19 protein-coding genes are annotated in these 22,559 nt (G+C 63.0%); 8 read left to right on the top strand and 11 right to left on the bottom strand.

Translation table 11 applies throughout. The annotated features are described in order from the left end of the window. Nucleotides 1-244: 244 nt before the first annotated feature. From leuA to dapB, 4 genes are all read right to left on the bottom strand, one after another. On the bottom strand, nt 245-1,903 hold the full coding sequence (gene leuA / locus ACNPAA_RS13590; RefSeq protein ID WP_171865004.1) for a 2-isopropylmalate synthase: 1,659 nt from the start codon (nt 1,901-1,903) through the stop codon (nt 245-247). A 503-nt stretch (nt 1,904-2,406) separates the two neighbouring features. Continuing rightward, nucleotides 2,407-5,631: a carbamoyl-phosphate synthase large subunit gene (gene carB / locus ACNPAA_RS13585; RefSeq protein WP_202044472.1), complete on the bottom strand. Its 3,225-nt coding sequence runs from the start codon at nt 5,629-5,631 to the stop codon at nt 2,407-2,409. Between the two features lie 16 nt (nt 5,632-5,647). Further along, nucleotides 5,648-6,784 (bottom strand): glutamine-hydrolyzing carbamoyl-phosphate synthase small subunit, encoded by a 1,137-nt coding sequence (gene carA / locus ACNPAA_RS13580; RefSeq protein WP_161469756.1) that lies wholly within the window; start codon nt 6,782-6,784, stop codon nt 5,648-5,650. Nucleotides 6,785-7,444: 660 nt separating this feature from the next. Continuing rightward, nucleotides 7,445-8,257, bottom strand: a complete 813-nt coding sequence (gene dapB / locus ACNPAA_RS13575) for a 4-hydroxy-tetrahydrodipicolinate reductase (protein ID WP_010675190.1) — start codon at nt 8,255-8,257, stop codon at nt 7,445-7,447. A gap of 316 nt (nt 8,258-8,573) precedes the next feature. Between dapB and ACNPAA_RS13570 the strand changes: the two genes are divergently transcribed. The 4 genes from ACNPAA_RS13570 to serA all read left to right on the top strand — a co-directional run bounded on the left by ACNPAA_RS13570 (nt 8,574) and on the right by serA (nt 12,971). Further along, nucleotides 8,574-9,920, top strand: a complete 1,347-nt coding sequence (locus ACNPAA_RS13570) for a Na+/H+ antiporter NhaC family protein (RefSeq protein ID WP_323937804.1) — start codon at nt 8,574-8,576, stop codon at nt 9,918-9,920. A 149-nt stretch (nt 9,921-10,069) separates the two neighbouring features. After that, complete coding sequence (locus tag ACNPAA_RS13565) at nt 10,070-10,678, top strand: 5-formyltetrahydrofolate cyclo-ligase (RefSeq protein ID WP_042078151.1); 609 nt, start codon at nt 10,070-10,072, stop codon at nt 10,676-10,678. Nucleotides 10,679-10,830: 152 nt separating this feature from the next. Then, the gene (gene rpiA / locus ACNPAA_RS13560; protein WP_323937805.1) at nt 10,831-11,490 is read left to right on the top strand and encodes a ribose-5-phosphate isomerase RpiA; all 660 of its coding nucleotides are present in this window, start codon (nt 10,831-10,833) and stop codon (nt 11,488-11,490) included. A gap of 248 nt (nt 11,491-11,738) precedes the next feature. Beyond that, on the top strand, nt 11,739-12,971 hold the full coding sequence (gene serA, locus ACNPAA_RS13555; RefSeq protein WP_268426569.1) for a phosphoglycerate dehydrogenase: 1,233 nt from the start codon (nt 11,739-11,741) through the stop codon (nt 12,969-12,971). 78 nt (nt 12,972-13,049) lie between these two features. On the opposite strand, the gene ACNPAA_RS13550 is transcribed toward serA, so the two are convergent. Further along, nucleotides 13,050-13,430, bottom strand: coding sequence for a diacylglycerol kinase (locus tag ACNPAA_RS13550; protein WP_052816484.1), 381 nt, complete (start codon nt 13,428-13,430; stop codon nt 13,050-13,052). 141 nt (nt 13,431-13,571) lie between these two features. Between ACNPAA_RS13550 and ACNPAA_RS13545 the strand changes: the two genes are divergently transcribed. Beyond that, complete coding sequence (locus ACNPAA_RS13545; RefSeq protein WP_323937806.1) at nt 13,572-14,639, top strand: 3-deoxy-7-phosphoheptulonate synthase; 1,068 nt, start codon at nt 13,572-13,574, stop codon at nt 14,637-14,639. A gap of 241 nt (nt 14,640-14,880) precedes the next feature. Here the strand turns inward: ACNPAA_RS13545 and ACNPAA_RS13540 are convergent, their stop codons facing one another. The 3 genes from ACNPAA_RS13540 to ACNPAA_RS13530 all read right to left on the bottom strand — a co-directional run bounded on the left by ACNPAA_RS13540 (nt 14,881) and on the right by ACNPAA_RS13530 (nt 17,455). Continuing rightward, nucleotides 14,881-15,654 (bottom strand): ATP-binding cassette domain-containing protein, encoded by a 774-nt coding sequence (locus ACNPAA_RS13540; RefSeq protein ID WP_042014689.1) that lies wholly within the window; start codon nt 15,652-15,654, stop codon nt 14,881-14,883. Further along, a complete protein-coding gene (btuC, locus tag ACNPAA_RS13535; protein ID WP_039041213.1) occupies nt 15,641-16,648 on the bottom strand; it encodes a vitamin B12 ABC transporter permease BtuC in 1,008 nt (335 codons plus the stop codon). Before btuC ends, ACNPAA_RS13540 begins: the two co-directional genes overlap by 14 nt. Nucleotides 16,649-16,723: 75 nt before the next feature. Continuing rightward, the gene (locus ACNPAA_RS13530; protein WP_103242927.1) at nt 16,724-17,455 is read right to left on the bottom strand and encodes a substrate-binding periplasmic protein; all 732 of its coding nucleotides are present in this window, start codon (nt 17,453-17,455) and stop codon (nt 16,724-16,726) included. Between the two features lie 112 nt (nt 17,456-17,567). Between ACNPAA_RS13530 and ACNPAA_RS13525 the strand changes: the two genes are divergently transcribed. Together ACNPAA_RS13525 and tapW are read left to right on the top strand one after the other, a co-directional pair. After that, nucleotides 17,568-17,924 (top strand): DMT family protein, encoded by a 357-nt coding sequence (locus ACNPAA_RS13525; RefSeq protein WP_010675200.1) that lies wholly within the window; start codon nt 17,568-17,570, stop codon nt 17,922-17,924. A 56-nt stretch (nt 17,925-17,980) separates the two neighbouring features. Continuing rightward, nucleotides 17,981-19,117 (top strand): type IVa pilus ATPase TapW, encoded by a 1,137-nt coding sequence (tapW, locus tag ACNPAA_RS13520; protein WP_029314740.1) that lies wholly within the window; start codon nt 17,981-17,983, stop codon nt 19,115-19,117. A 61-nt stretch (nt 19,118-19,178) separates the two neighbouring features. Here tapW and ACNPAA_RS13515 read toward each other — a convergent pair whose 3' ends face one another. From ACNPAA_RS13515 to ACNPAA_RS13505, 3 genes are read right to left on the bottom strand one after another with little or no spacing between them, the layout of a single operon-like run. Continuing rightward, the gene (locus ACNPAA_RS13515; protein ID WP_010675202.1) at nt 19,179-19,421 is read right to left on the bottom strand and encodes a FeoC-like transcriptional regulator; all 243 of its coding nucleotides are present in this window, start codon (nt 19,419-19,421) and stop codon (nt 19,179-19,181) included. A gap of 46 nt (nt 19,422-19,467) precedes the next feature. Beyond that, nucleotides 19,468-21,738, bottom strand: a complete 2,271-nt coding sequence (feoB, locus tag ACNPAA_RS13510) for a Fe(2+) transporter permease subunit FeoB (RefSeq protein ID WP_279987953.1) — start codon at nt 21,736-21,738, stop codon at nt 19,468-19,470. Further along, nucleotides 21,735-21,962: a FeoA family protein gene (locus ACNPAA_RS13505; protein WP_010675204.1), complete on the bottom strand. Its 228-nt coding sequence runs from the start codon at nt 21,960-21,962 to the stop codon at nt 21,735-21,737. Before ACNPAA_RS13505 ends, feoB begins: the two co-directional genes overlap by 4 nt. A gap of 119 nt (nt 21,963-22,081) precedes the next feature. Between ACNPAA_RS13505 and ACNPAA_RS13500 the strand changes: the two genes are divergently transcribed. Then, nucleotides 22,082-22,411: a translation initiation factor gene (locus tag ACNPAA_RS13500; RefSeq protein WP_279987952.1), complete on the top strand. Its 330-nt coding sequence runs from the start codon at nt 22,082-22,084 to the stop codon at nt 22,409-22,411. Nucleotides 22,412-22,559: the final 148 nt, after the last annotated feature.

The raw sequence follows: 22,559 nt of genomic DNA, 5'->3' as shown, positions 1-22,559 counted from the left end.
GTTTTGGGCTCCAAGCGCGCATGTCTTCTATCCCGAATGGCAGCCGTTGGCTGCCATCGCCAGCGAACCCCGACGGCATTCCTGGTGGCAAATCACTGATATTGTGGGCCGATTTTTCCATAAAAAACAATCCCCTCACCATATGGGTCAGGGGATTGTTGCAACGGGGACGGCGCGATCTGCCGTGACATCGGGGCGGGCGGCCCTTCCCTGCTCGTCCTCACGGCAAGCGGGCAGTGCCGCCTCAGGCGCTCTGGCGCAGGGCCTGATGCTGGGCGGCGCCGTTGATCACCGCCTGCAGGGAGGCGTTGACCACGTCGCGACCGACGGCGACGCCACACATCCGGGTGCCCTCGACGCTCAGCAGCACATAGGCGGCGGCGCGGGATTCGGTGCCGGCGGTGAGCGCATGCTCGGAGTAATCCAGCACATCGATGTGCATGCCGGTCTGACGCTGCCAGCCGTTGACCAGGGCGGTGATGGCTCCCTCCCCTTCACCGCACAGTTGCAGGGTGCCGTGGGGGGTCTGCAACTCCAGGCGCAGGCTCTCCTGACTGTCATGACCGAGCTGGAAGCGCCCGATGCGATAGCCGTGGGCAGGCTCGAGATAGTGCTGCTCGAACAGGGCGCGGATCTGCTCCGGGCTGATTTCGCTGCTGCTCGCCTCAGCCTCGGCCTGCACCCGGCGGCTGAAGTCGATTTGCAGCCAGCGCGGCAGTTGCAGACCGAGGTCACGTTCCAGCAGATAGGTCACCCCTCCCTTGCCGGACTGGCTGTTGATGCGGATCACCGCCTCGTAGCTGCGACCGAGATCGGCAGGATCGATGGGCAGGTAAGCCACGTCCCAGTAGTGATCCGGTTTTTCTGCCGCGAGAGACTTGCGGATGGCGTCCTGGTGGCTGCCGGAAAACGCCGTGTAGACCAGCTCGCCGGCATAGGGGTGGCGCGGGTGCAGGGCAATCTGGGTGCAGGCCCCCACGGTGGCGACGATGGCATCCATGTCGGACAGGTCCAGCTCGGGGTCAATCCCCTGGCTGTAGAGGTTCATGGCCATGGTGACGATGTCCATGTTGCCGGTACGCTCCCCGTTGCCGAGCAGGGTGCCCTCGATGCGATCCGCCCCCGCCAGCACCGCCAGCTCGGCGGCGGCCACCCCGCAGCCTCTGTCGTTGTGGGTGTGGATGGAGATGCTCACCTCGGGTCGCGCCTTGAGGTGTCGGCAGAACCACTCCACCTGATCCGCAAACACGTTGGGGGTGCTCACCTCCACCGTGGCGGGGAGGTTCAGGATCATGGGACGGGCAGCGGCACGCCACTCGTCGATGACGGCGTCACACACCTCGACGGCGAACTCCACCTCGGTACTGCTGAAACTCTCCGGAGAATACTGGAAACTCCACTCGGTGCCCGGATTGCGGGCCGCATACTCCCGCACCCAGCGCGCCCCCTGCACGGCGATGGCCTTGACCCCGTCCTTGCCTGAGTTGAACACATAGTTGCGCTGGGTCGGGTTGACCGAGTTGTAGACGTGAACGATGGCCCGCTTCGCCCCCTTGAGCGCCTCGAAGGTGCGGGCGATCAGATCTTCGCGCGCCTGCACCAGCACCTGGATGGTGACGTCATCGGGAATGAGGTTGCGCTCGATGAGTTCGCGCACAAAATCGAAGTCGGGCTGGGAGGCCGCCGGGAAGCCCACCTCGATGTGCTTGAAACCGATGTGGGTCATCAGCGCCCACATTTGCAGCTTCTGGGCCACCGTCATGGGTTCGACCAGCGCCTGGTTGCCATCGCGCAGGTCCACGGCGCACCAGAGCGGTGCCCGCTCCAGTACCCGGTTGGGCCACTGGCGATCCGCCAGGTTGATCACGGGGGCACGGCGGTATTTGCGATGATCGAAGCTCATATTCAGATTCCCTTGACGGATGGGCGAGGCACCGGACGACCGGGCCGACAGGCGGGTGGGGCAAGGAGGGGAAGCGGGTTGGTGCGGTAACACCGTCCCTGACGAGTCGCGCGGCGGTAACCCCGCGACCGGTTTTCCTGCGGCCCCCGTCGGTCACCGGGGCCGGCCACGGCAGCCGGATCGGGCTGCGGGCGCTGATCCTCTCGCACGCCACCTTTTGGTGTGTCGGCGCAGACGACCTTGTTTGTATGAGCACCCAGTATAGGGAGGTCGTGGGGGCGAGAGATTGCGAAGATTGCACCCAGCCATGCCAATTCAGCAATATGGATGCTGTGAATCTCCAATAACGGGGTGAGTCTCACCACCCATGATGATTTATTCGCCATCTCACCCATCTTCCTTGAAGGCGTTTCCCCGGAAGTGGCAGGGCGCAGGCAATAAAAAACCCCGCCATTGCTGGCGGGGTTTGCGTGCATCGAGCGGGCAGCGTGCTGCCGGTGCTCTTAGCGGTTGTTCACCTTCTCGTGCAGCTCCTGCACCGAGTTGACGTTGGCGGTGGCATCCACGCTGATGGCCATGCAGGTGGCGAAGGCCGCGTGCAGCGTGGTGGTGTAGGCCACCTTGTGCTGCAGGGCGCCGCGGCGCAGCTGCTTGGAGTCCTGGATGGCCTGACGACCCTCGGCGGTGTTGACGATGTAGGTGTACTCGCCATTCTTGATGCGATCCAGAATATGCGGACGACCCTCGTGCACCTTGTTGACCAGACGCGGGTTGATGCTCGCCTCGCCCAAGGTCACGGCGGTGCCGTGGGTGGCGTCGAGGTCATAACCCAGCTCCAGCAGCTTGGCGGCCAGGTTCACCACCCGCTCCTTGTCGCCGTGGCGCACGGACAAGAGGGCGCGACCTTCGCTCGGTACCTGGTGACCGGCACCCAGCTGCGCCTTGGCATAGGCCTCGGCGAAGCTGCTGCCTACCCCCATGACTTCACCGGTGGAGCGCATTTCCGGCCCCAGCAGCGGGTCCACACCCGGGAACTTGGCGAACGGCAGTACAACTTCCTTCACTGAGTAGTAGGGCGGGATGATCTCGGTGGTGAAGCCCTGTTCTTTCAGGCTCTGACCGGCCATGACGCGGGCGGCAATCTTGGCCAGCGGAGCGCCGGTGGCCTTGGAGACGAAGGGCACGGTACGGGCGGCACGGGGGTTCACCTCGATGAGGTAAATCTCGTTGTCTTTCACCGCGAACTGCACGTTCATCAGACCGACTACGCCGAGTTCCAGCGCCAGTTTGCGTACCTGCTCACGCATCTCGTCCTGGATGGCCTTGGACAGGGTGTAGGGCGGCAGGGAGCAGGCGGAGTCACCGGAGTGGATACCGGCCTGCTCGATGTGCTCCATGATGCCGCCGATGACCACGTCAACGCCGTCGCAGATGGCGTCCACGTCCACCTCGGTGGCGTCGTCCAGGAAGCGGTCCAGCAGCACAGGCGACTCGTTGGAGACGCTCACTGCCTCGGCGAAGTAGCGGCGCAGGTCCTGCTCGTCATAGACGATTTCCATGGCGCGGCCACCCAGCACGTAGGAGGGGCGAACCACCAGCGGGTAGGTGATGCGCGTGGCCAGTTGCACGGCCTGCTCCAGGGCGGTGACGGTGCCGTTTTCCGGCTGCTTGAGCCCCAGGCGCTCGACGGCGGACTGGAAGCGCTCGCGATCTTCCGCGCGGTCGATGGCATCCGGGCTGGTCCCGATGACCGGCACACCGTTGGCTTCCAATGCTCGCGCCAGTTTCAGCGGAGTCTGGCCGCCGTACTGGACGATGACGCCCTTGGGCTGCTCGACCCGCACGATTTCCAGCACGTCTTCCAGGGTCACCGGCTCGAAGTAGAGACGATCCGAGGTGTCGTAGTCGGTGGAGACGGTTTCCGGGTTGCAGTTGACCATGATGGTCTCGTAACCGTCTTCACGCAGGGCCAGGGCCGCATGCACACAGCAGTAGTCGAACTCGATGCCCTGACCGATACGGTTCGGGCCGCCACCGATGACCATGATCTTGTCGCGGTTGGTGGGGTTGGCCTCGCACTCCTCGTCGTAGCTGGAGTACATGTAGGCGGTGTTGGTGGCGAACTCGGCCGCGCAGGTATCGACCCGCTTGTAGACCGGGAAGATGTTGTGGCGGGCACGCAATTTACGCACTTCCCCTTCGGCCACGCCGAGGATTTTGGCCAGACGCGCGTCGGCAAAGCCTTTGCGCTTGAGGGCGCGCAGGAAGTCGGCGTCAAGACCGGCCATGCCGCGCTCTTTCACCTGCTCTTCCAGTTTCACCAGCTCTTCAATCTGCACCAGGAACCAGGGGTCAATCTTGGTCAGCTTGAACACGCCGTCCATGGAGAGGCCGGCGCGGAAGGCGTCGGCGATGTAGAAGATGCGCTCGGCACCGGCATCCTGCAGCTCGTGACGGATGCGGGTCAGGGAGTCGGGGGCGTTCAGGTCAACCATGGGGTCGAAGCCGGTCTTGCCGGTCTCGAGACCACGCAGGGCCTTGTGCAGGGACTCCTGGAAGTTGCGGCCGATGGCCATCACTTCACCCACGGACTTCATCTGGGTGGTCAGACGGTCGTTGGCGCCGGCGAACTTCTCGAAGTTGAAGCGCGGCACCTTGGTCACCACGTAGTCGATGGCCGGCTCGAAGGAGGCCGGGGTGCGACCGCCGGTGATGTCGTTCATCAGCTCGTCCAGGGTGTAACCGATGGCGAGCTTGGCAGCGATCTTGGCGATGGGGAAGCCGGTCGCCTTGGAGGCCAGCGCAGAGGAGCGCGACACCCGCGGGTTCATCTCGATGATGACCATGCGGCCGTCTTTGGGGTTGATGCCGAACTGGACGTTGGAACCGCCGGTCTCGACGCCGATCTCGCGCAGCACCGCCATGGAGGCGTTGCGCATGATCTGGTACTCCTTGTCGGTCAGCGTCTGGGCTGGCGCGACCGTGATGGAGTCACCGGTGTGGATGCCCATGGGGTCGAAGTTTTCGATGGCGCAGACGATGATGCAGTTGTCGTTGCGATCCCGCACCACTTCCATCTCGTACTCTTTCCAGCCGATGAGCGACTCGTCGATGAGCAGCTCCTTGGTCGGGGAGAGATCCAGACCGCGCTCGCAGATCTCCACGAACTCTTCGGTGTTGTAGGCGATGCCGCCGCCCGAGCCACCCATGGTAAAGGAGGGACGGATGATGCAGGGGAAGCCGACCATCTGCTGCACGCCCCAGGCCTCTTCCATGTTGTGGGCGATGCCGGCACGGGGGCACTCGAGACCGATGCTGCGCATGGCCTTGTCAAAGCGGGAGCGATCCTCGGCCTTGTCGATGGCGTCGGCGGTGGCGCCGATCATCTCGACACCGAACTCCTTGAGCACGCCATGCTGCTCCAGCGCCAGGGCGCAGTTCAGCGCAGTCTGACCACCCATGGTGGGCAGGATGGCGTCCGGGCGCTCTTTCTTGATGATCTCGCGCACCACTTCCCAGGTGATGGGCTCGATGTAGGTGGCGTCGGCCATCTCCGGGTCGGTCATGATGGTGGCCGGGTTGGAGTTCACCAGGATGACGCGGTAGCCCTCTTCTTTCAGGGCCTTGCACGCCTGGGCGCCGGAGTAGTCGAATTCGCAGGCCTGACCGATGACGATGGGGCCGGCGCCGAGGATCAGGATGCTCTGTAGGTCGTTACGTTTTGGCATGGCTCTCTTTATCCTCTTAGGCGCGATACTGCTTGATCAATTCAATAAAGTGGTCGAACAGACCGGCACAATCGTGCGGGCCCGGGCTCGCTTCGGGGTGACCCTGGAAGCTGAAGGCCGGACGGTCGGTGCGATGGATGCCCTGGAGCGACCCATCGAACAGGGAGACGTGGGTGGCACGCAGGCACTCGGGCAGGGTCTGCTCGTCCACCGCAAAGCCGTGGTTCTGGGCGGTGATCATCACGGTGTTGTCGTCCAGACTCTTCACCGGGTGGTTGGCACCGTGGTGGCCGAACTTCATCTTGATGGTCTTGGCGCCGGAGGCCAGGCCCAGCAACTGGTGGCCCAGGCAGATACCGAACACCGGGGTGCTGGTATCAAGGAAAGCCTTGATAGCTTCGATGGCGTAGTCGCACGGCTCGGGGTCGCCGGGACCGTTGGAGAGGAAGATGCCATCCGGGTTCATCGCCAGTACCTCGGCGGCCGGGGTCTTGGCCGGCACCACGGTCAGGCGGCAGCCACGGTCCACCAGCATGCGCAGAATGTTGCGCTTCACGCCGAAGTCGTAGGCCACCACGTGGTATTTCAACTCATCGGCCGCCGGGGTGACGTGGCCCTTGCCGAGCTGCCAGCTGCCTTCAGTCCAGCTGTAGGATTCGCTCACGGTCACTTCCTTGGCCAGGTCCATCCCCTTCAAACCGGGGAAGGCGCGGGCCTGTTCGAGGGCATGGACTTCATCGAGCTGCTTGCCGGCCAGGATGCAACCGGCCTGGGCGCCTTTTTCACGCAGGATGCGGGTCAGCTTGCGGGTGTCGATGTCGGCGATGCCAACGATGTTGTGGGACTTGAGGTAATCGGAGAGGGATTGCTGATTGCGGAAGTTGGAGGCCAGTATCGGAAGGTCCCGGATGATGAGGCCCTGAGCATGGACCTGACTGGACTCTTCATCTTCGCTGTTGGTGCCGGTGTTGCCTATATGGGGGTAAGTGAGGGTAACGATCTGACGGGAATAGGAGGGATCTGTGAGGATTTCCTGATAACCCGTCATCGACGTGTTGAAAACCACTTCACCAACGGAACATCCCTCGGCGCCTATCGACACGCCTTTGAACACAGTTCCATCTTCCAGCACTAGCAATGCAGTGTGATTCAAGACAACCTCCAGTTATTTAGCTTTAAATTCAGCAATTTACCTGGGTGTTGCGGGCTCGGTTCCGGTCTTTGACAGGACTCGAACCCGGCAGATTTCTGGCAAATTGGGCGCATTCTACTTAAAAACGATCTCATTTCAACGTCTTTTCTCGTTTGAAATGCATCTAAATTCAATAAACAAGCAACATTACCCATTATCTATGCACTAACCCGCTTTGCAACCCCCTCTTCAAAAAGAAAAGCCAAACACAGACAACAAAGCGGCACCCGATGCCATGCAACGTACAAAAAACCAAATTTACCACTTAATAAACAGCAAGATAGAAAATTAAAAAACAAACAACACAACAGCAAAAACACCATTTTAAGCCAGAAAAGTGAACACCAAGAATGGAAAACGTTTTTCTTGTAATGCATTTTTAGTCTGTTTCACATCAGGGCGAAATGCCCCCCGCAGGGGAATATTGAGACCCAAAGCCGTTACCCCTTGATGACATTTTTGTCGCAAGAGGGTGGCAGGCTTGTAAGAATGGCAGGATTTAGCGAGGTTCACTCAAAAAGTGATGATTAAGGCTTATTTCTACAAAAAAGTGACAAAAAAACCCCGGCGGACCGGGGTTTGGCAACCTGTACGGGAGTCTGCACTCCCCCTGAAGACGGTTTATTTCAGACCGAGCACATCCTGCATGTCATAGAGACCGGCCCCTTGCTGGCCGAGCCACTTGCCCGCCCGCACTGCACCGTTGGCGAAGGTCAGACGGCTGGAAGCCTTGTGGCTGATCTCGACCCGCTCGCCGATGTCGGCGAACATGACGGTGTGCTCCCCCACCAGATCTCCGGCGCGGATGGTGGCAAAGCCGATGGTGTTGCGATCCCGTTCACCGGTGATCCCCTCACGGCCATAGACGGCGCACTCTTTGAGATCCCGGCCCAGGGTTTTCGCCACCACTTCTCCCATGGAGAGCGCAGTGCCGGACGGAGCATCCACCTTGTGTCTGTGGTGCCCCTCGATGATCTCGATGTCGGTGTACTCCCCCATCACCCTGGCCGCCTGCTCCAGCAGCTTGAACACCAGGTTGACCCCGACCGAGTAGTTGGAGGCGAAGACGATGCCGATCTGCTTGCCCGCCTCGTGCAGGGCCGCCTTGCCCGCCTCGTCAAAGCCGGTGGTGCCGATCACCATCTGCTTGCCATGCGCCAGAGCAAAGGCGAGGTTCGCCAGGGTCACCTCGGGGCGGGTGAAGTCGATGATGAGATCGAATTCGTCCTTCACCTTCTCCAGACTGTCGCTGATGATGACGCCAAGGCGCCCCAGGCCGTTGAGTTCACCCGCATCCAGACCGATCACGGCAGAGCCCGGTCGTTCCAGCGCCGCTCCCACCACCACGCCCTCGGCGTTGGCGATAGCCTCCAGCAGCACCTTGCCCATACGACCATTACAGCCCATCACGGCCACACGGATCGGATTGTCCATCTCCACCCTCTCATCTCTTTATTATGGAAAGAGACCGTTTTACCAGCCCGCGCCCCCTTTGAAAAGCCCGATCTGGCCCGCCAAACCACCCCGACATTTAAACGATAAATTCATTAAAAACAGAATAAATAACGGAATAACCAGACAAGTCAGAATCACGAAGCAAAAAGCCCTATCCATCTGGACGGCTATCTTGACCCGGGCGGGCCGACTCACTACTGTTGGCCCCCCATGGTGGCAGGATGCCCGCCCTGTGCCCGCCCTGGAGGCGCCACAGGCAACGACAGGAGGTCATTGTTCAAGTTTCGAGGAACACATGATCCAGACCCAACCCCGTGCCAGAGCCCTGCTGCCCCTTCTGGTCTTTCTTGCCCTCTTCATCGGTACCGGTACCTGGCTGACCCTGCAGGGGGTCGAGTTCGCCTTCTACCAGCTCCCCGCCCCCGTTGCCGCCCTGCCTGCCGTCATGCTGGCCCTGCTGATGGGACGCGAGGGGTTCAACAAGAACCTCGAGACCTTCTTCAAGGGGGTGGGCGAGAGCAACATCATGGCCATGTGCCTCATCTATTTGCTGGCGGGCGCCTTCGCCACCGTGGCCAAGGCCACCGGCGGGGTGGATGCCACGGTCGCCCTCGGCCTCTCCCTCATTCCGGGCTGGTGCCTGCTGCCGGGGCTCTTCCTCATCTCTGCCTTCATTGCCACCGCCATGGGTACCTCCATGGGCACCATCGGCGCCGTGGCACCGGTGGCGCTGGGCGTCGCCCAGGCCGCCGGCATCGATCCGATGCTGATGGCGGGCACCATCCTCTCCGGCGCCATGTTCGGGGACAACCTCTCCATCATCTCCGACACCACCATAGCCGCCACCCGCAGCCAGGGCTGCGAGATGAAGGACAAGTTCCGCGAGAACGTCAAGATTGCCGCCCCCGCCGCCGTGCTGGTGATCCTGCTCTATCTGCTGCTGGGCTCCACCGGCGCGGCACCGGCGCCCGCCGCCGAGGCGGACCTGCTCAAGGTAGCCCCCTATCTGCTCATCCTGGTGCTGGCGCTGTCGGGCATGAACGTCTTCATGGTGCTGGGGCTCGGCATCATCGCCGCCGGTGGCGTGGGGATGATGGGCGGCTATCCCCTCGGCCAGTTCAGCAAGGACATCTATCAGGGCTTCACCAGCATGCAGGAGATCTTCCTGCTCTCCATGCTGATCGGCGGCCTCGGCGCCCTGATGGAGCGCCAGGGGGGGCTGGCCTGGATAAGCGAGCGAATCGCCGCCCTGATTGCCCGCTTCACCCGTCATCATGATGGCGAGCAGAACGAGAAGGCGGCCGAGCTCGGCATCGCCGGGGTGGTGAGCCTCACCAACCTCTGCACCGCCAACAATACCGTGGCCATCATAGTGGCGAGCAAGGTGGCGCGGGATCTCGCGGATCACCACGGCGTCACCCCGCGCCGCGCCGCCTCCATGCTGGACATCTTCTCCTGCGTGGTACAGGGGCTCATCCCCTGGGGTGCCCAGGCGCTGCTGCTGGGCTCCATATTTGCCCTCTCGCCGCTGCTGGTCGTGAGCATGAGCTTCTACCCCATGGCCCTGGGGCTGGCCGCCCTCGTTGCGGTCTTTATCAAGCACCAGGTACGCGCCGGCGCCGATAACCGCCAAGTCGCCTGAGTCTTCGCCGTTCCCCCCTCGGGCGCCGCCATCAGGCCGCGCCCTGTCTCGTCTGTCATCCCGCCGAGACAGGGAAGCCCCTGCGCTTTTCATCCCCCGGCGCCCTTGTTAAGGTAAGCCTGCCTTTTCGCACCACCACAGGAGCCCCCATGCCTGACCTTCAGCCCGAGCACCCCGATATGCGCCACTCCCTGCGCCAGCTTGTCCGAGAGCGCAGAAGGCGCCTGAGCCAGGCAGACCAGCAGGCGGCGGCCCAGCAACTGGTCAGCCGTTTCCAGGAAGACCCCGGGATCCTCGCGGCCAGACGCATCGCCCTCTATCTGGCCAACGACGGCGAGCTCGATCCCCTGCCCGCCATTCACTGGCTCTGGGCCCAGCAAAAGGAGGTCTATCTGCCGGTGCTGCACCCCTTCACCCCGGGCCACCTGCTCTTTTTGCGCTACACCGCCACCAGCCCCATGACCCGCAACCGCTTCGGTATCGCCGAGCCTGAGCTCGATGTGCTGCAGGTGGTACCCCACAGCATGCTGGATCTCATCTGCACCCCCCTGGTGGCCTTCGATGAGGCGGGCAACCGGCTCGGCATGGGGGGCGGCTACTACGATCGCACCCTGGCCTGCTGGCACGAGCACGGACTGGGCCCAAGACCGCTCGGCCTTGCCCACGACTGTCAGCAGGTGGAGGCCGTGCCCCGGGAGGAGTGGGACGTGCCGCTGCCCCAGATCATCACCCCCAGCCGCAGCTGGCTCTTCCCGTGACGGCGCGGGATCGCCCCTTCCCCGCCCCTCGGCTCAATAAACAGGCAAACGATTTACATCTTGGGGATTTTTGCCCCGGAACGTGAGCGCCATGGTCGCCCCGGGGAGGCGGCTTGGATATAATGCGCCCGCTTTTTCCATAAGGATCCATCATGACTCAAGATGAAATGAAGAAGGCGGCCGGTTGGGCTGCGCGCAAATACGTGGTACCCGGCTCCATCGTCGGTGTGGGCACCGGCTCCACCGTCAACCACTTCATCGATGCGCTGGCAACCATGAAGGACGAGATCAAGGGCGCGGTATCGAGCTCCGTCGCCTCCACCGAGCGCCTCAAGGGCTTTGGCATCCCGGTGTTTGACCTCAACGACGTCGATACCCTCTCCGTCTACGTGGATGGCGCCGACGAGATCAACGCCACCCGCGACATGATCAAGGGGGGCGGCGCCGCCCTGACCCGCGAGAAGATCGTCGCCGCCGTGGCCGACCAGTTCATCTGCATCATCGACAACACCAAGACGGTGGACGTGCTCGGCACCTTCCCGCTGCCGGTGGAAGTGATCCCCATGGCCCGCGAATACGTGGCCCGCGAGATCCGGGCGCTCGGCGGCAACCCGGTCTGGCGTGAAGGGGTGATCACCGACAACGGCAACATCATCCTGGACGTCAAGGGCATGGCCATCACCGACGCCAAGCAGCTGGAAACCCAGCTCAACAGCATAGTGGGCGTGGTCACCAACGGCCTGTTCGCCCACCGTGGCGCCGACGTGGTGCTGATCGGCACGCCGGATGGCGTCGTGACCCAGCAAGGGTGACGGCGGGAGGGCGATCGGGGTCATCAGATCCCTCTTCTTTGCTCCCGTGATATGACAACGGCGCCTGATGGCGCCGTTTCTATTTATCCCTCAATGGCTTGTAGCAGCACATCTGCAACAATCGTTGATAACTTCAAAGAATTTGACTTTCGTCACAAATATTCCCTCTCCCAAACGTTTTTGCTACTTTACGGTTTTCTTCACACTGCAAGCCTGAACGCATTTTTCAAAACAATAGAGGGAACGTCATGACAGTCAAGTTTTCGCTGGACAAGGATAAGATCAAGGTACTGCTGCTGGAGGGAGTCCATCCCAACACGGTGGAGACCTTTCGGGCAGCCGGCTACACCAATGTGGAATATCTGAAGACGTCCCTGTCGGAAGAGGAGTTGATCGAGCGCATTCGTGACGTGCATTTCGTGGGCCTGCGTTCACGCACCCAGATCACCGAGAAGGTGCTGGATGCCGCCACCAGGCTGGTGGCCATCGGCTGCTTCTGCATCGGCACCAACCAGGTCTCCCTCGACGCCGCCCACGTGCGCGGCATCCCCGTCTTCAACGCCCCCTTCTCCAACACCCGCTCCGTGGCCGAACTGGTACTGGGGGAGATCCTGCTGCTGCTGCGCGGCATTCCCGAGAAGAACGCCAAGTGCCATCGCGGCGTCTGGGAGAAGCTCGCCAACCGCAGCGTCGAAGCCCGCGGCAAGAAGCTCGGCATCATCGGCTACGGCCACATCGGCACCCAGCTTGGCATCATCGCCGAGATGATCGGCATGAAGGTCTATTACTACGACATCGAGAACAAGCTCTCCCTTGGCAACGCCATCCAGGTGCCGAACCTGGTGGAACTGCTCAACATGTCTGACGTCATCAGCCTGCACGTACCGGAAACCGCCTCCACCAAGGATCTCATCGGTGCAGAGCAACTGCGCATGATGAAACCGGGCGCCATCTTCATCAACGCCTCCCGCGGCACCGTGGTGGACATCGACGCCCTGGCCGACGTCATCAAGAGCGGTCACCTCTCGGGCGCCGCCATCGACGTCTTCCCGGTGGAGCCCAAGTCCAACAACGAGGAGTTCCTCACCCCGCTGCGCGGCCTGGACAACGTGATCCTGACCCCCCACATCGGCGGCTCCACCCAGGAAGCCCAGGAGAACATCGGTCTGGAAGTGGCCAACAAGCTGGTCAAATACTCCGACAACGGCTCCACCCTCTCCGCGGTCAACTTCCCGGAAGTCTCCCTGCCCGGCCACAAGGGCTCCAGCCGCCTGTTGCACATTCACCGCAACCAGCCCGGCGTGATGAACCAGATCAACCAGATCTTCGCCGACGAGGGGATCAACATCGCCGGTCAGTACCTGCAGACCAGCAGCGAGATCGGTTACGTGGTCATCGACGTCGAAACCGAGCACAGCGAGAAGGCCCTGGCCCGTCTCAAAGAGATCAATGGCACCATCCGTGCCCGGATCCTGCACTGATAAGCCCTTATCTGCGCAGCAAAAAGCCCGTCGTGATGACGGGCTTTTTTATGTCAGGAGAAAGGTTGCTCTCGCAACCTACCACCAGCCCAGCAGGTTGCGGCCCACCAGGGCGCCCCACACCAGGGCATTGAGGGCCAGGGCGATGAAGACGGCGGCGGAGCCCAGATCCTTGGCGCGGCCCGAGAGTTCGTGATGCTCGGAGCCGATGCGATCCACCACCGCCTCCACGGCGGAATTGAGCACCTCGACGATCACCACCAACCAGCTGATGCAGACGAGCAGCAGGATCTCGTTGAGGGAGTCACCTATCCAGAATGCCAGCGGCATCAGCAGCAGGATGAGCAGCAGCTCCTGACGGAAGGCGGCCTCGTTGACCCAGGCCGATTTGAGACCTTTCATGCTGTAACCGGTTGCGTTGATGATGCGGGTGATCCCGGTCGCGCCTGGCTTTGCCACGATAACTACCTCATTTGAAATGGCTTTTGGGTTCACATCCTATCAGAGCCGCCCAAGGTTTCCATCGGGTGACTTTTGCTTTATTTTATTCCCTTGCATTTTGGCATCCCGCCCACCTTATCCACTCGAGAATTGAGTCGTATGTCCATTCACACCGATGAATTGCGCACCCGTCGCCTGGAGGCCCTGATCACCCCCAGCGAGCTGGCGCACGCCTTCCCGTTAACCGACACCATCGCCCAGAACCTGCTGGATGCCCGCCGCCAAGTGGAAGCCATTCTGTCCGGTGAAGATCAGCGCCTGCTGGTCATCGTCGGCCCCTGCTCCATCCACGATCCTGCCGCCGCCCACGAATACGCTCTGCGTCTGAACACCCTGCGTGAAGAGTACAAAGAGAGCCTGTGCATCGTGATGCGCACCTACTTCGAAAAGCCGCGCACCATCGTCGGCTGGAAGGGGCTCATCAATGATCCGCGCCTGGACGGCAGTTTCGACGTCAATGAAGGGCTCAAAATGGCCCGCAAGCTGCTGGTGGACATCAACGAGACCGGCATGCCCACCGCCACCGAGTTCCTCGACATGGTGACCGGCCAGTACATCAGCGATCTCATCACCTGGGGCGCCATCGGCGCGCGCACCACCGAGTCCCAGGTTCACCGGGAGATGGCCTCCGCCCTCTCCTGCCCGGTGGGGTTCAAGAACGGCACCGACGGCAACACCCGCATCGCCATCGATGCGGTGCGCGCCGCCCGTCACAGCCACATCTTCTACTCCCCGGACAAGGACGGCAAGATGACCATCTACCGCACCGCCGGCAACCCCTACGGCCACGTGATCCTGCGCGGCGGCCACAGGCCCAACTACGACACCGCCAGCATCGACGAGGCGTGCGAGGCTCTGGCCCAGGTGGGCCTGCCGGAGCGCCTGGTGGTGGACTTCAGCCACGGCAACAGCATGAAGGATCACCGCCGCCAACTGCTGGTGGCCCAGGATATCTGCGATCAGCTGCGCCGCGGCCGCACCGGCATCGCCGGCATCATGGCCGAGAGCTTCCTGGTGGAAGGGCGTCAGGACGTGGAGAACGGCTGTGCCGCCACCTTCGGCCAGAGCATCACCGATGCCTGTCTGTCGTGGAGTGACACCGAAACCCTGCTGGCCATGCTGGCAGAAGCCGCCCAGGTGCGGCTGGAGAAAACCCGCCAGGGTTAACGGCTGCGCCATCATCCTTCGGCCAGAGCATCACGGATGCCTGCCTGTCATGGGAAGACACCGAGACCCTGCTCGCCATGCTGGCCGAAGCGGCCAAGGTACGTCTGGACAAGCTGGGCTGAACAGCGAATATAAAGCAAAGGGGCCAGTATTCCTGATACTGGCCCCTTATTCTTGCAGGCGGCCGATTACGCTTCGCTAATCGACCCTACAAACGCTATCTCTCCTCTGCGCCCCGTTCTCAAAGACTCGGCATAAACCAGGTGCGGCCGGCCGCCTCGATACGATCGGTACGGATCTGGAACACCCGCTCCAGCAGCGCCTCGTCGATGATCCCGACGTCCCCTTCCCCCACCACGCGGCCCTGTTGCAGGCAGAGCACGCGATCCGCCCAGTCGATGGCCAGATTGATGTCGTGGATGGCCACCACCACCAGCAGTCCCTGCGCGGCCAGTTGCTTGAGCAGCCGCAGCAGCGCCATCTGGTGATGCAGATCCAGCCCCGCCAGGGGTTCGTCCAGCAACAGCACCCGCCCGGTCGGATTGAGGCTTGGCCACAGTTGTAGCAGGGTGCGGGCGATCAGCACCCGCTGCTGCTCCCCCCCGGACAATCGGCTGAAGTCCCGTGCCAGCAGAGGCGCCAGTTCCAGGGCGTCGCACACATCCGCTACCGCCTGCGCCTGGGCATCGGGGCCCCCCTCCTCCAGCCCCAGGCTCAGCACCTGGAACACCGGGATGTGGAACAGCTGGGGCTGGCGCTGGGGCAGCATGGCGCGCCGCGTTGCAAGCTCGGGCCAGCTCAGGGTCGTGATGACCTCTCCTCCCAGCAAGACGGCGCCATCGGCGGGCAGCAGGCCCGCCAGGGCCCCGAGCAGGGAGGACTTGCCGCTGCCGTTGGGGCCGAGCAGGGCCACCAGCTGACCGCCGGACCAGGCGAGATCCAGGGGGGCGAGGCGATGGGGGATGGCCAGGGCGCGGGCCTCCAGCCGCCAGGGGGCGGGATCAGCGGGACACATCGGCATCTTGCCTCAGCAGCAGATAGATAAAGAGCGGGGCGCCCACCGAGGCGGTGATGACCCCGATGGGCAGTTCACCGGCGTGCAGCGCCGAGCGGGCCACCAGATCGGCCCCGAGCAGCAGGGCGCCACCCCCCAGCGCCGAGGCGGGCAGCAGGAAGCGCTGATCGCTGCCACCGCACAGGCGCAGCAGGTGAGGCACCACCAGGCCGACGAAACCGATGACGCCGCACAGGGAGACCGCCACCCCGGTGAGCAGGCAGACCGCCAGCACCAGGCGTACCCGCATGCTGTCCACGTTCAACCCCATGAGGCGGGCCTGGGTCTCCCCCAGCAGCAGTTGTTGCAGTGCCCGCCCCTGCCAGCAGAGCCAGCCGAGGGTGAGGGGCAGCACCAGCCACCACCAGGCGAGCTGCTGGCTGCCGTAGGCGAGGCTGCCCATCATCCAGAACATGAATTCCCGCAAGGCGCCGTCGTCGGCGAAATACATCAGCCAGGTCATGGCCGCATTGGTGAGGATGCCGATGGCGACCCCGAACAGCAGCAGCCGCCCATGGCCGAGCCGTGCCCGGCGTGCGAGACGGATGAGCAGCATGGTCACCACCAGGGCGCCGCCAAAGGCCGCCAGCGACAGCCCCCAGCCCGGCAGATAGAGCCCGAGCCCCTTGGCCACCGCCATCGCCACCATGGCGGCCAGTCCAGCGCCGCTCGAGACGCCGAGCAGGCCGGGTTCCGCCACCGGGTTGTGCAGCATCACCTGGAGCACGGCACCACCGCAGGCAAGGGAGGCCCCCGCCAGCAGGGCCAGCAGGGCGCGCGGCAGGCGCAGCTCCAGCAGGATGCGCAGCTCCAGATCCCCCAGCGGCTGCCAGGGCAGCAGCACGAACTCCCCGAGGGCGAGGGAGAGCAGGAACAGGGCCAGAGTCAGCAGCGACAGCAGGAGCAGCCAGCGGCGCTGCCAGCGCTGCTGGCGACGGATGAGAGCGAGATACACGGGATCCCCAAGAAGCGAGGCCCGCCGGGGGGCAGGCAGGAAAGCTGCATGATAACAGCGCGTTACCACCCAAGGTCAAGGCTGGTAGGGCTTGGCCAGCGCCGCTATCTCGCCGCTCTCCACCATGGCTTGCAACGCCTGCGCCAGCTTGGGGCCCAGCTCGTGGTGGGGTGAGTGCTTGCTCATCCCGAGGTAGAGCACCACCGGGTTGGGGGGCTGGAAGGGCGCCTTGACGAGGCCGGCGTCGTTGTGCTGGCTCAGGGCGTAATCCACCTGGCAGTCGGTCCCTATCATCAGGGGCAGGTGGCCCCGCTCCACCATGCGCTGCAACTGGTCTTCGGTAGGAACCCCGTGCTTGTCTAGCTGGGTGTCGCCATCGAAGGGGGGGAAGTAGGCGGAGTTGAGCACATAGCCTATCTCGCGGCCTCGCAGATCCTCGTAGCGCCTGAGACCTGCCACGGCGGCGGGCTTGCCATAGAAGGCAGGCCGGCACTGGTAATAGGACGGCTGCAGGTAGTCGATGAAGGCGGCCCGCTCCTCGGTGTGAGCCAGCCCTATCATCAGATCCACCTGACCGGTCTGCATCTGTTTGAGTGCCCGTCCCCAGGGCACCCGTTTGAGGGTGAGCACAATGCCGCTGCGTGCCTGCAACTGGCGCAGAATGTCGATATCCAGCCCCTGGAAGTCGTCGTTCTCTGCCAGCATGCGAAACGGCGGCCAGACATCGGTGGCCACCGTCAGGGTCGGCGCACCTTGCGCCCAGCAGGCAAACAACAGACAAAGCGCACCCCAGCTTGTCTTGCCCATCCAGCTTTCGCCTTCTTTTGTTACATCCTTGTGAGCTAAAAATACCCTCAAGCACCACTTATGAAAACCCATGGAGTCGAGATAAAATGCATTGATTTAAAAGGAGAACCTAATGAACCCCATTATGACCAGTATCGGCCTGCTCATCTGCAGCAACGTCTTCATGACGTTTGCCTGGTACGCCCATCTCAAGAGCATGAATCACAAACCCTGGATCATCGCCGCCCTGGTGAGCTGGGGGATAGCCCTGTTCGAATACCTGTTGCAGGTGCCCGCCAACCGCATCGGCCACACCGTGCTCTCCGTCGGCCAGCTCAAGATCCTGCAGGAGGTGATCACCCTCACCGTGTTCGTTCCCTTCTCCATCTTCTATCTGAAAGAAGATCTGAAGTGGGACTACCTCTGGGCGGGTCTGTGCATCCTGGGCGCGGTCTTTTTTGTGTTCCGCGAAAAACTGACCGGCGCCTGAGGCTGTACACTCAAGCCATTCATCATCCCCCAGCCCTTTGAGCGACGAGGCCCCTCATGGAATTGAGAGACATGCTGCAGATCCTGGCCAAACAGGATGGTTCCGATCTCTATCTCTCCACCGGCGCCCCCCCCTGCGCCAAGTTCAACGGCGCCCTGCGCCCCCTCACCCAAGAGCCCCTGGGGCCGGGCGAGGTGGCCCGCATCGCCTACGACATCATGGATCTCGAGCAGAAACAGCAGTTCGAGAAAGAGCTGGAGATGAACCTCGCCATCTCCCTGCCCCAGATAGGCCGTTTTCGGGTCAACATCTTCAAGCAGCGCAATGAAGTCTCCCTGGTGGCGCGCAACATCAAGACCGAGATCCCCCGCTTCGAGGATCTCAAACTCCCTCCGGTGCTCCTCGACACCATCATGGAGAAGCGGGGTCTGGTGCTCTTCGTCGGCGGCACGGGGTCCGGCAAGTCCACGTCGCTCGCGGCCCTCATCGATCATCGCAACCGCAACAGCGGCGGCCACATCATCACCATCGAGGATCCGGTGGAGTTCGTCCATCGCCACCAGAAGAGCATCATCAACCAGCGGGAGGTGGGGGTGGATACCCGCAGCTTCCACGCGGCCCTGAAGAACACCCTGCGCCAGGCACCGGACGTCATCCTCATCGGCGAAATCCGCGATCGGGAGACCATGGAGCATGCCCTCGCCTTCTCGGAAACCGGGCATCTGGCCATCTCCACCCTGCACGCCAACAACGCCAACCAGGCGTTGGATCGCATCATCAACTTCTTCCCCGAAGAGCGCAGACCCCAACTGCTCAACGACCTTGGCAACAACCTCAAGGCCTTTGTCTCCCAGCGGCTGGTGAAGACCACGGACGGCGGGCGCCGGGCGGCGGTGGAGGTGATGCTCGGAACCCACACGGTGCGCGATCTCATCAAGCGCGGCGAGTTTGGCGGCCTCAAGGAGATCATGGAAAAATCCAGGGCCCTTGGCATGGTGACCTTCGACAGCACTCTGTTCGATCTGGTGGTCGAGGGGGTGATCGACGAGGAGGAGGCGGTGAAGAACGCGGACTCCCAGAACAACCTGCGCCTCAAGATCAAACTCTGGCGGGAGAAGGGCCAGATTGGCAACAGCGCGGCGGCGAGCGGCTGGAGCCTGGAGCCCACCAAGGACGAGGGCGACCTCTTCTGAGACGGGCCCGGCGGCCACGAAAAAGGGAACCCTCGGATTCCCTTTTGCATATGGGCAGGCATCACCCCTTCTGGATCAGCCCTATCTGGCCGGGCTCGCACCACTCGAACGTCACCTCTTCGTGCTTGCCGCAGCAGGAGCCGCCACACAGGCGGCTCTCCCGCTTGGCGACGCGCCCCTTGCGCATCCAGACCCCGAGCATGGCCTCTACCGCATCCTCGGAGGTGTGAAAGTGGCGGGCCAGCGCCCGCCGGCTCACCTTCTTGTGAAGGGCCAGATAGTCCCCCAGTTCACGCAGGATCACAGAATACCCTCCCTCTCGGCGCACTCGCCCCTGACCATGAGCCCCTTCACAGGGTCACCACCTTGCGGGCGACGATGTCGCCGTGACGACGCCCCAGCCACCAGAGCAGCACCAGGGAGAACAGATAGCTCAGGCTCCAGACCAGGCTCTGCGCCGGGTGGGCGGCGAAGGTCGCCAGTTGATAGAAGAGAGTGGCGCACAGGAAGGCGACGTAGTTGCACCAGGCGGCGGTGAACAGGGCCCACTGGCGACCGGTCTCGCGCACCAGAGCCCCCATGGCGGCGGCGCAGGGCATGTAGAGCAGCACGAACAGCAGGTAGGCAAAGGCTCCGGCCACGCCGTCGAAGTGGGTCTGCATGTTGCCGTAGGTGGAGGTGTCCACCTCCTGGGCCTCGGCTGCCGCCTGCTTGTCCTCCAGATCCCCCACCTTGAGCCCCATGGGATCGGCGGGGTCGATGTCCGCCAGGTTGGCGGGAATGGTGGCCAGCGCCGCTTTCAGGCTGCCCAGCAGGGAGTATTCACTCTCCTCCTCATCACCGGCGCCGCCAGCGTAGAGGCTGTTGAGGGTAGCGACCACCGCCTCCTTGGCAAAGATGCCGGTGAGGATGCCCACCGTGGCCTGCCAGTTGTCGTCCCGCACGCCTATGGGATGCAGCACCGGGGTCACGGACTGGCTCAGCTTGCTCAGCACCGAGTTCTCCTGATCTTGGTTGCCGAAGCTGCCGTCGGTGCCCAGCGAATTGAGCACGCTCAGCACCGCCACCATCAGGACGATGGTCTTGCCCGCGCCGAAGATGAAGCCCTTGAGTTTCTGCCAGGTGCGCAGCCCCACGTCCACCGGACGGGGCCACTCGTAATCGGGCATCTCCATCACCATGGAGTCGCTCTTGCCCGGCAGCAGGGTGCTGCGCAGGAAGAGGCCGGTGAGCACCGCCACCAGGATGCCGAACAGATAGAGACCGAACACCAGGTTCTGCCCCGACTCGGGGAAGAAGGCCACCGCGAACAGGGCGTAGACCGGCAGACGGGCACCGCAGGACATGAAGGGTGCCATGGCCGAGGTCATCAGCCGCTCGCGCTCCGACCCCAGGGTCCGGGTTGCCATCACCGCGGGCACGGTGCAGCCAAAGCCCATCAGCATGGGGACGAAGGCCTTGCCGGGCAGGCCGAGGCGACGCATCAGGGCGTCCACCACGAAGGCGGCGCGGGCCAGATAGCCGGAGCTCTCCAGCACCGCGAGGAAGAGAAAGAGGCAGCCCACCACGGGGATGAAGGTCGCCACCGTCTGCAAACCGGCACCCACGCCGTCCGCGAGCACGGCCCCCAGCCAGTCGGGGGCACTCATCAGCCCCAGCAGGTGGTGCACTCCGTCCACGAAGAGGGCCCCCCCGAGGATGTCGAAGAAGTCGATGAAGGCGCTGCCCATCTTGATGGCGAACATGAACATCAGGTACATCACCAGCAGGAAGAAGGGGATGCCCACCCAGCGGTTGAGCAGCACCCTGTCCAGCCGTTCGCTCTGGGCGACGGTGAGCTTGTCCTGATGACGGCACGCCTGCTGGCACCAGTGGTGGATATGGCCGTAGCGCAAATCAGCGAGTTGCAGGTCGATGTCCTGGGCGTGGTGGGCACGGCTCACCACGTTGTCGGCCGCCGCCTGCTGCCCCGCCGCCAGGGTCTCCTGCATGGCAATGTCTTCCTCCAGCAGGCGCAGGGCGCGGCCACGGCGATGCAGATGATGGGGGGCAAGCAGGGTCTCCAGCTCGGCGATGTCCCCCTCGAGGGGCTGACCGTAGTCGAGCATCAGGGCGGGCTGGGACTGACCGATAAACTGATGGATCCCCTCTTTGAAGGCCGCTACCTGCTGGCGATTGTGGGCCGAGAGCGACACCACGGGGCACCCCAGCGCCTTGGCGAGCAAGGCCTCGTCGATGGTGATGCGTCGCTTTTGCAGCAGATCCATCTTGTTGAGCACCACCACCATGGGCAGCCCCAGCTCCCGCAGTTGCAGGGTGAGGTAGAGGGAGCGCTCCAGGTTGGCGGCATCGATGACGTTGAGCAGCAGATCCGGCTGCTGGCGCTGGACGAAGCGGCTGGCGATCTGCTCGTCCAGGCTCGCCTCCTGGTTGGCCAGGGCATAGATGCCGGGCAGGTCCACCAGAGTGTATTCCTGCCCGCGGGCAGCAAAGGCCCCCATCTTCTTGTCGACGGTGACCCCGCTCCAGTTCCCCACCTGCTGGCGGGAGCCGGTCAGGGCGTTGAACAGGGAGGTCTTGCCGCTGTTGGGATTGCCCACTGTGACCAGGTTGTAGCTCATACCGGCTCCACCTCGATTTGCTGGGCCAGACTCCGCTGCATGGAGAGGCAGATGCCTTGGCACTGGATCTGGAGCGGGTCCCCCAGGGGGGCGGCCCGCAGATAGAGGATCTCGGTCTGGGGCAGCAGCCCCATCACCATCAGCTTGCGCCGCAAGGCGCGGCCAAGGTGGTTCATGTGCGTGATGCGAGCGCTCTGTCCCGGCGACAGCTCTGTGAGTACCATGACGGGCTCCTGAAGTTAAACAAGAATAATTCGCTTTTAATGGGGGGATTATAAGCTGTGCCCTCAACATTTATTTGCGTAAAATCAAACTCCGCTTAGCTAACCGACAAAGTATTGCCATGAGTCACGACAACAACAGCCGCCTGGTCTATAGCACGGACGGCGGCATGATCAAGGAATCCGCCCCCGCCCAGCACGCCTCCCCCTTCCCCGCCGACGGGGTCGTGCGCATCCGCCGCGAGACCAAGGGACGCAAGGGGGCCGGGGTCATCAGCATCCACGGCGTTCCCGTCGACCAGCAGAAGGCCCTCGCCACCATGCTCAAGAAAAAGTGCGGTACCGGCGGCGGTCTCAAGGAGGGGATCATCGAGATCCAGGGGGACAAACGGGACCTCATCAAGGCCGAACTGGAGAAGGCCGGCTTTCAGGTCAAGCTGGTGGGGGGATAATTCCCCATCCCGCGCCTTGCCTCACCGGGGTTTTTTCCCTAGAATGCCCGCTCCCATCGAGGGGGAGTAGTCTCGCCACGGACCCGTTTCGTGCGCGATCCTGATCAACATACTTGGTGCCAACTCACCATGGTCAGGGTGATCCGGG

It is taken from the genome of Aeromonas sp. PS2Canimalfood6, from assembly GCF_048276795.1.
Taxonomy (GTDB): domain Bacteria; phylum Pseudomonadota; class Gammaproteobacteria; order Enterobacterales; family Aeromonadaceae; genus Aeromonas; species Aeromonas caviae.
The sequence above is the reverse complement of the archived record's forward strand: the minus strand, read 5'-3'. Positions and strand labels throughout refer to the sequence as shown.

What these genes read in the sequence shown, in the direction of transcription:
- leuA (WP_171865004.1), bottom strand. Translation starts at nt 1,903, where the DNA reads ATGAGCTTCGATCATCGCAAATACCGCCGTGCCCCCGTGATCAACCTG.
- dapB (WP_010675190.1), bottom strand. Translation starts at nt 8,257, where the DNA reads ATGGACAATCCGATCCGTGTGGCCGTGATGGGCTGTAATGGTCGTATG.
- ACNPAA_RS13570 (WP_323937804.1), top strand. Translation starts at nt 8,574, where the DNA reads ATGATCCAGACCCAACCCCGTGCCAGAGCCCTGCTGCCCCTTCTGGTC.
- ACNPAA_RS13565 (WP_042078151.1), top strand. Translation starts at nt 10,070, where the DNA reads ATGCCTGACCTTCAGCCCGAGCACCCCGATATGCGCCACTCCCTGCGC.
- rpiA (WP_323937805.1), top strand. Translation starts at nt 10,831, where the DNA reads ATGACTCAAGATGAAATGAAGAAGGCGGCCGGTTGGGCTGCGCGCAAA.
- feoB (WP_279987953.1), bottom strand. Translation starts at nt 21,738, where the DNA reads ATGAGCTACAACCTGGTCACAGTGGGCAATCCCAACAGCGGCAAGACC.
- serA (WP_268426569.1), top strand. Translation starts at nt 11,739, where the DNA reads ATGACAGTCAAGTTTTCGCTGGACAAGGATAAGATCAAGGTACTGCTG.
- ACNPAA_RS13540 (WP_042014689.1), bottom strand. Translation starts at nt 15,654, where the DNA reads ATGTGTCCCGCTGATCCCGCCCCCTGGCGGCTGGAGGCCCGCGCCCTG.
- tapW (WP_029314740.1), top strand. Translation starts at nt 17,981, where the DNA reads ATGGAATTGAGAGACATGCTGCAGATCCTGGCCAAACAGGATGGTTCC.
- ACNPAA_RS13505 (WP_010675204.1), bottom strand. Translation starts at nt 21,962, where the DNA reads ATGGTACTCACAGAGCTGTCGCCGGGACAGAGCGCTCGCATCACGCAC.
- carB (WP_202044472.1), bottom strand. Translation starts at nt 5,631, where the DNA reads ATGCCAAAACGTAACGACCTACAGAGCATCCTGATCCTCGGCGCCGGC.
- ACNPAA_RS13530 (WP_103242927.1), bottom strand. Translation starts at nt 17,455, where the DNA reads ATGGGCAAGACAAGCTGGGGTGCGCTTTGTCTGTTGTTTGCCTGCTGG.
- ACNPAA_RS13525 (WP_010675200.1), top strand. Translation starts at nt 17,568, where the DNA reads ATGAACCCCATTATGACCAGTATCGGCCTGCTCATCTGCAGCAACGTC.
- ACNPAA_RS13500 (WP_279987952.1), top strand. Translation starts at nt 22,082, where the DNA reads ATGAGTCACGACAACAACAGCCGCCTGGTCTATAGCACGGACGGCGGC.
- ACNPAA_RS13545 (WP_323937806.1), top strand. Translation starts at nt 13,572, where the DNA reads ATGTCCATTCACACCGATGAATTGCGCACCCGTCGCCTGGAGGCCCTG.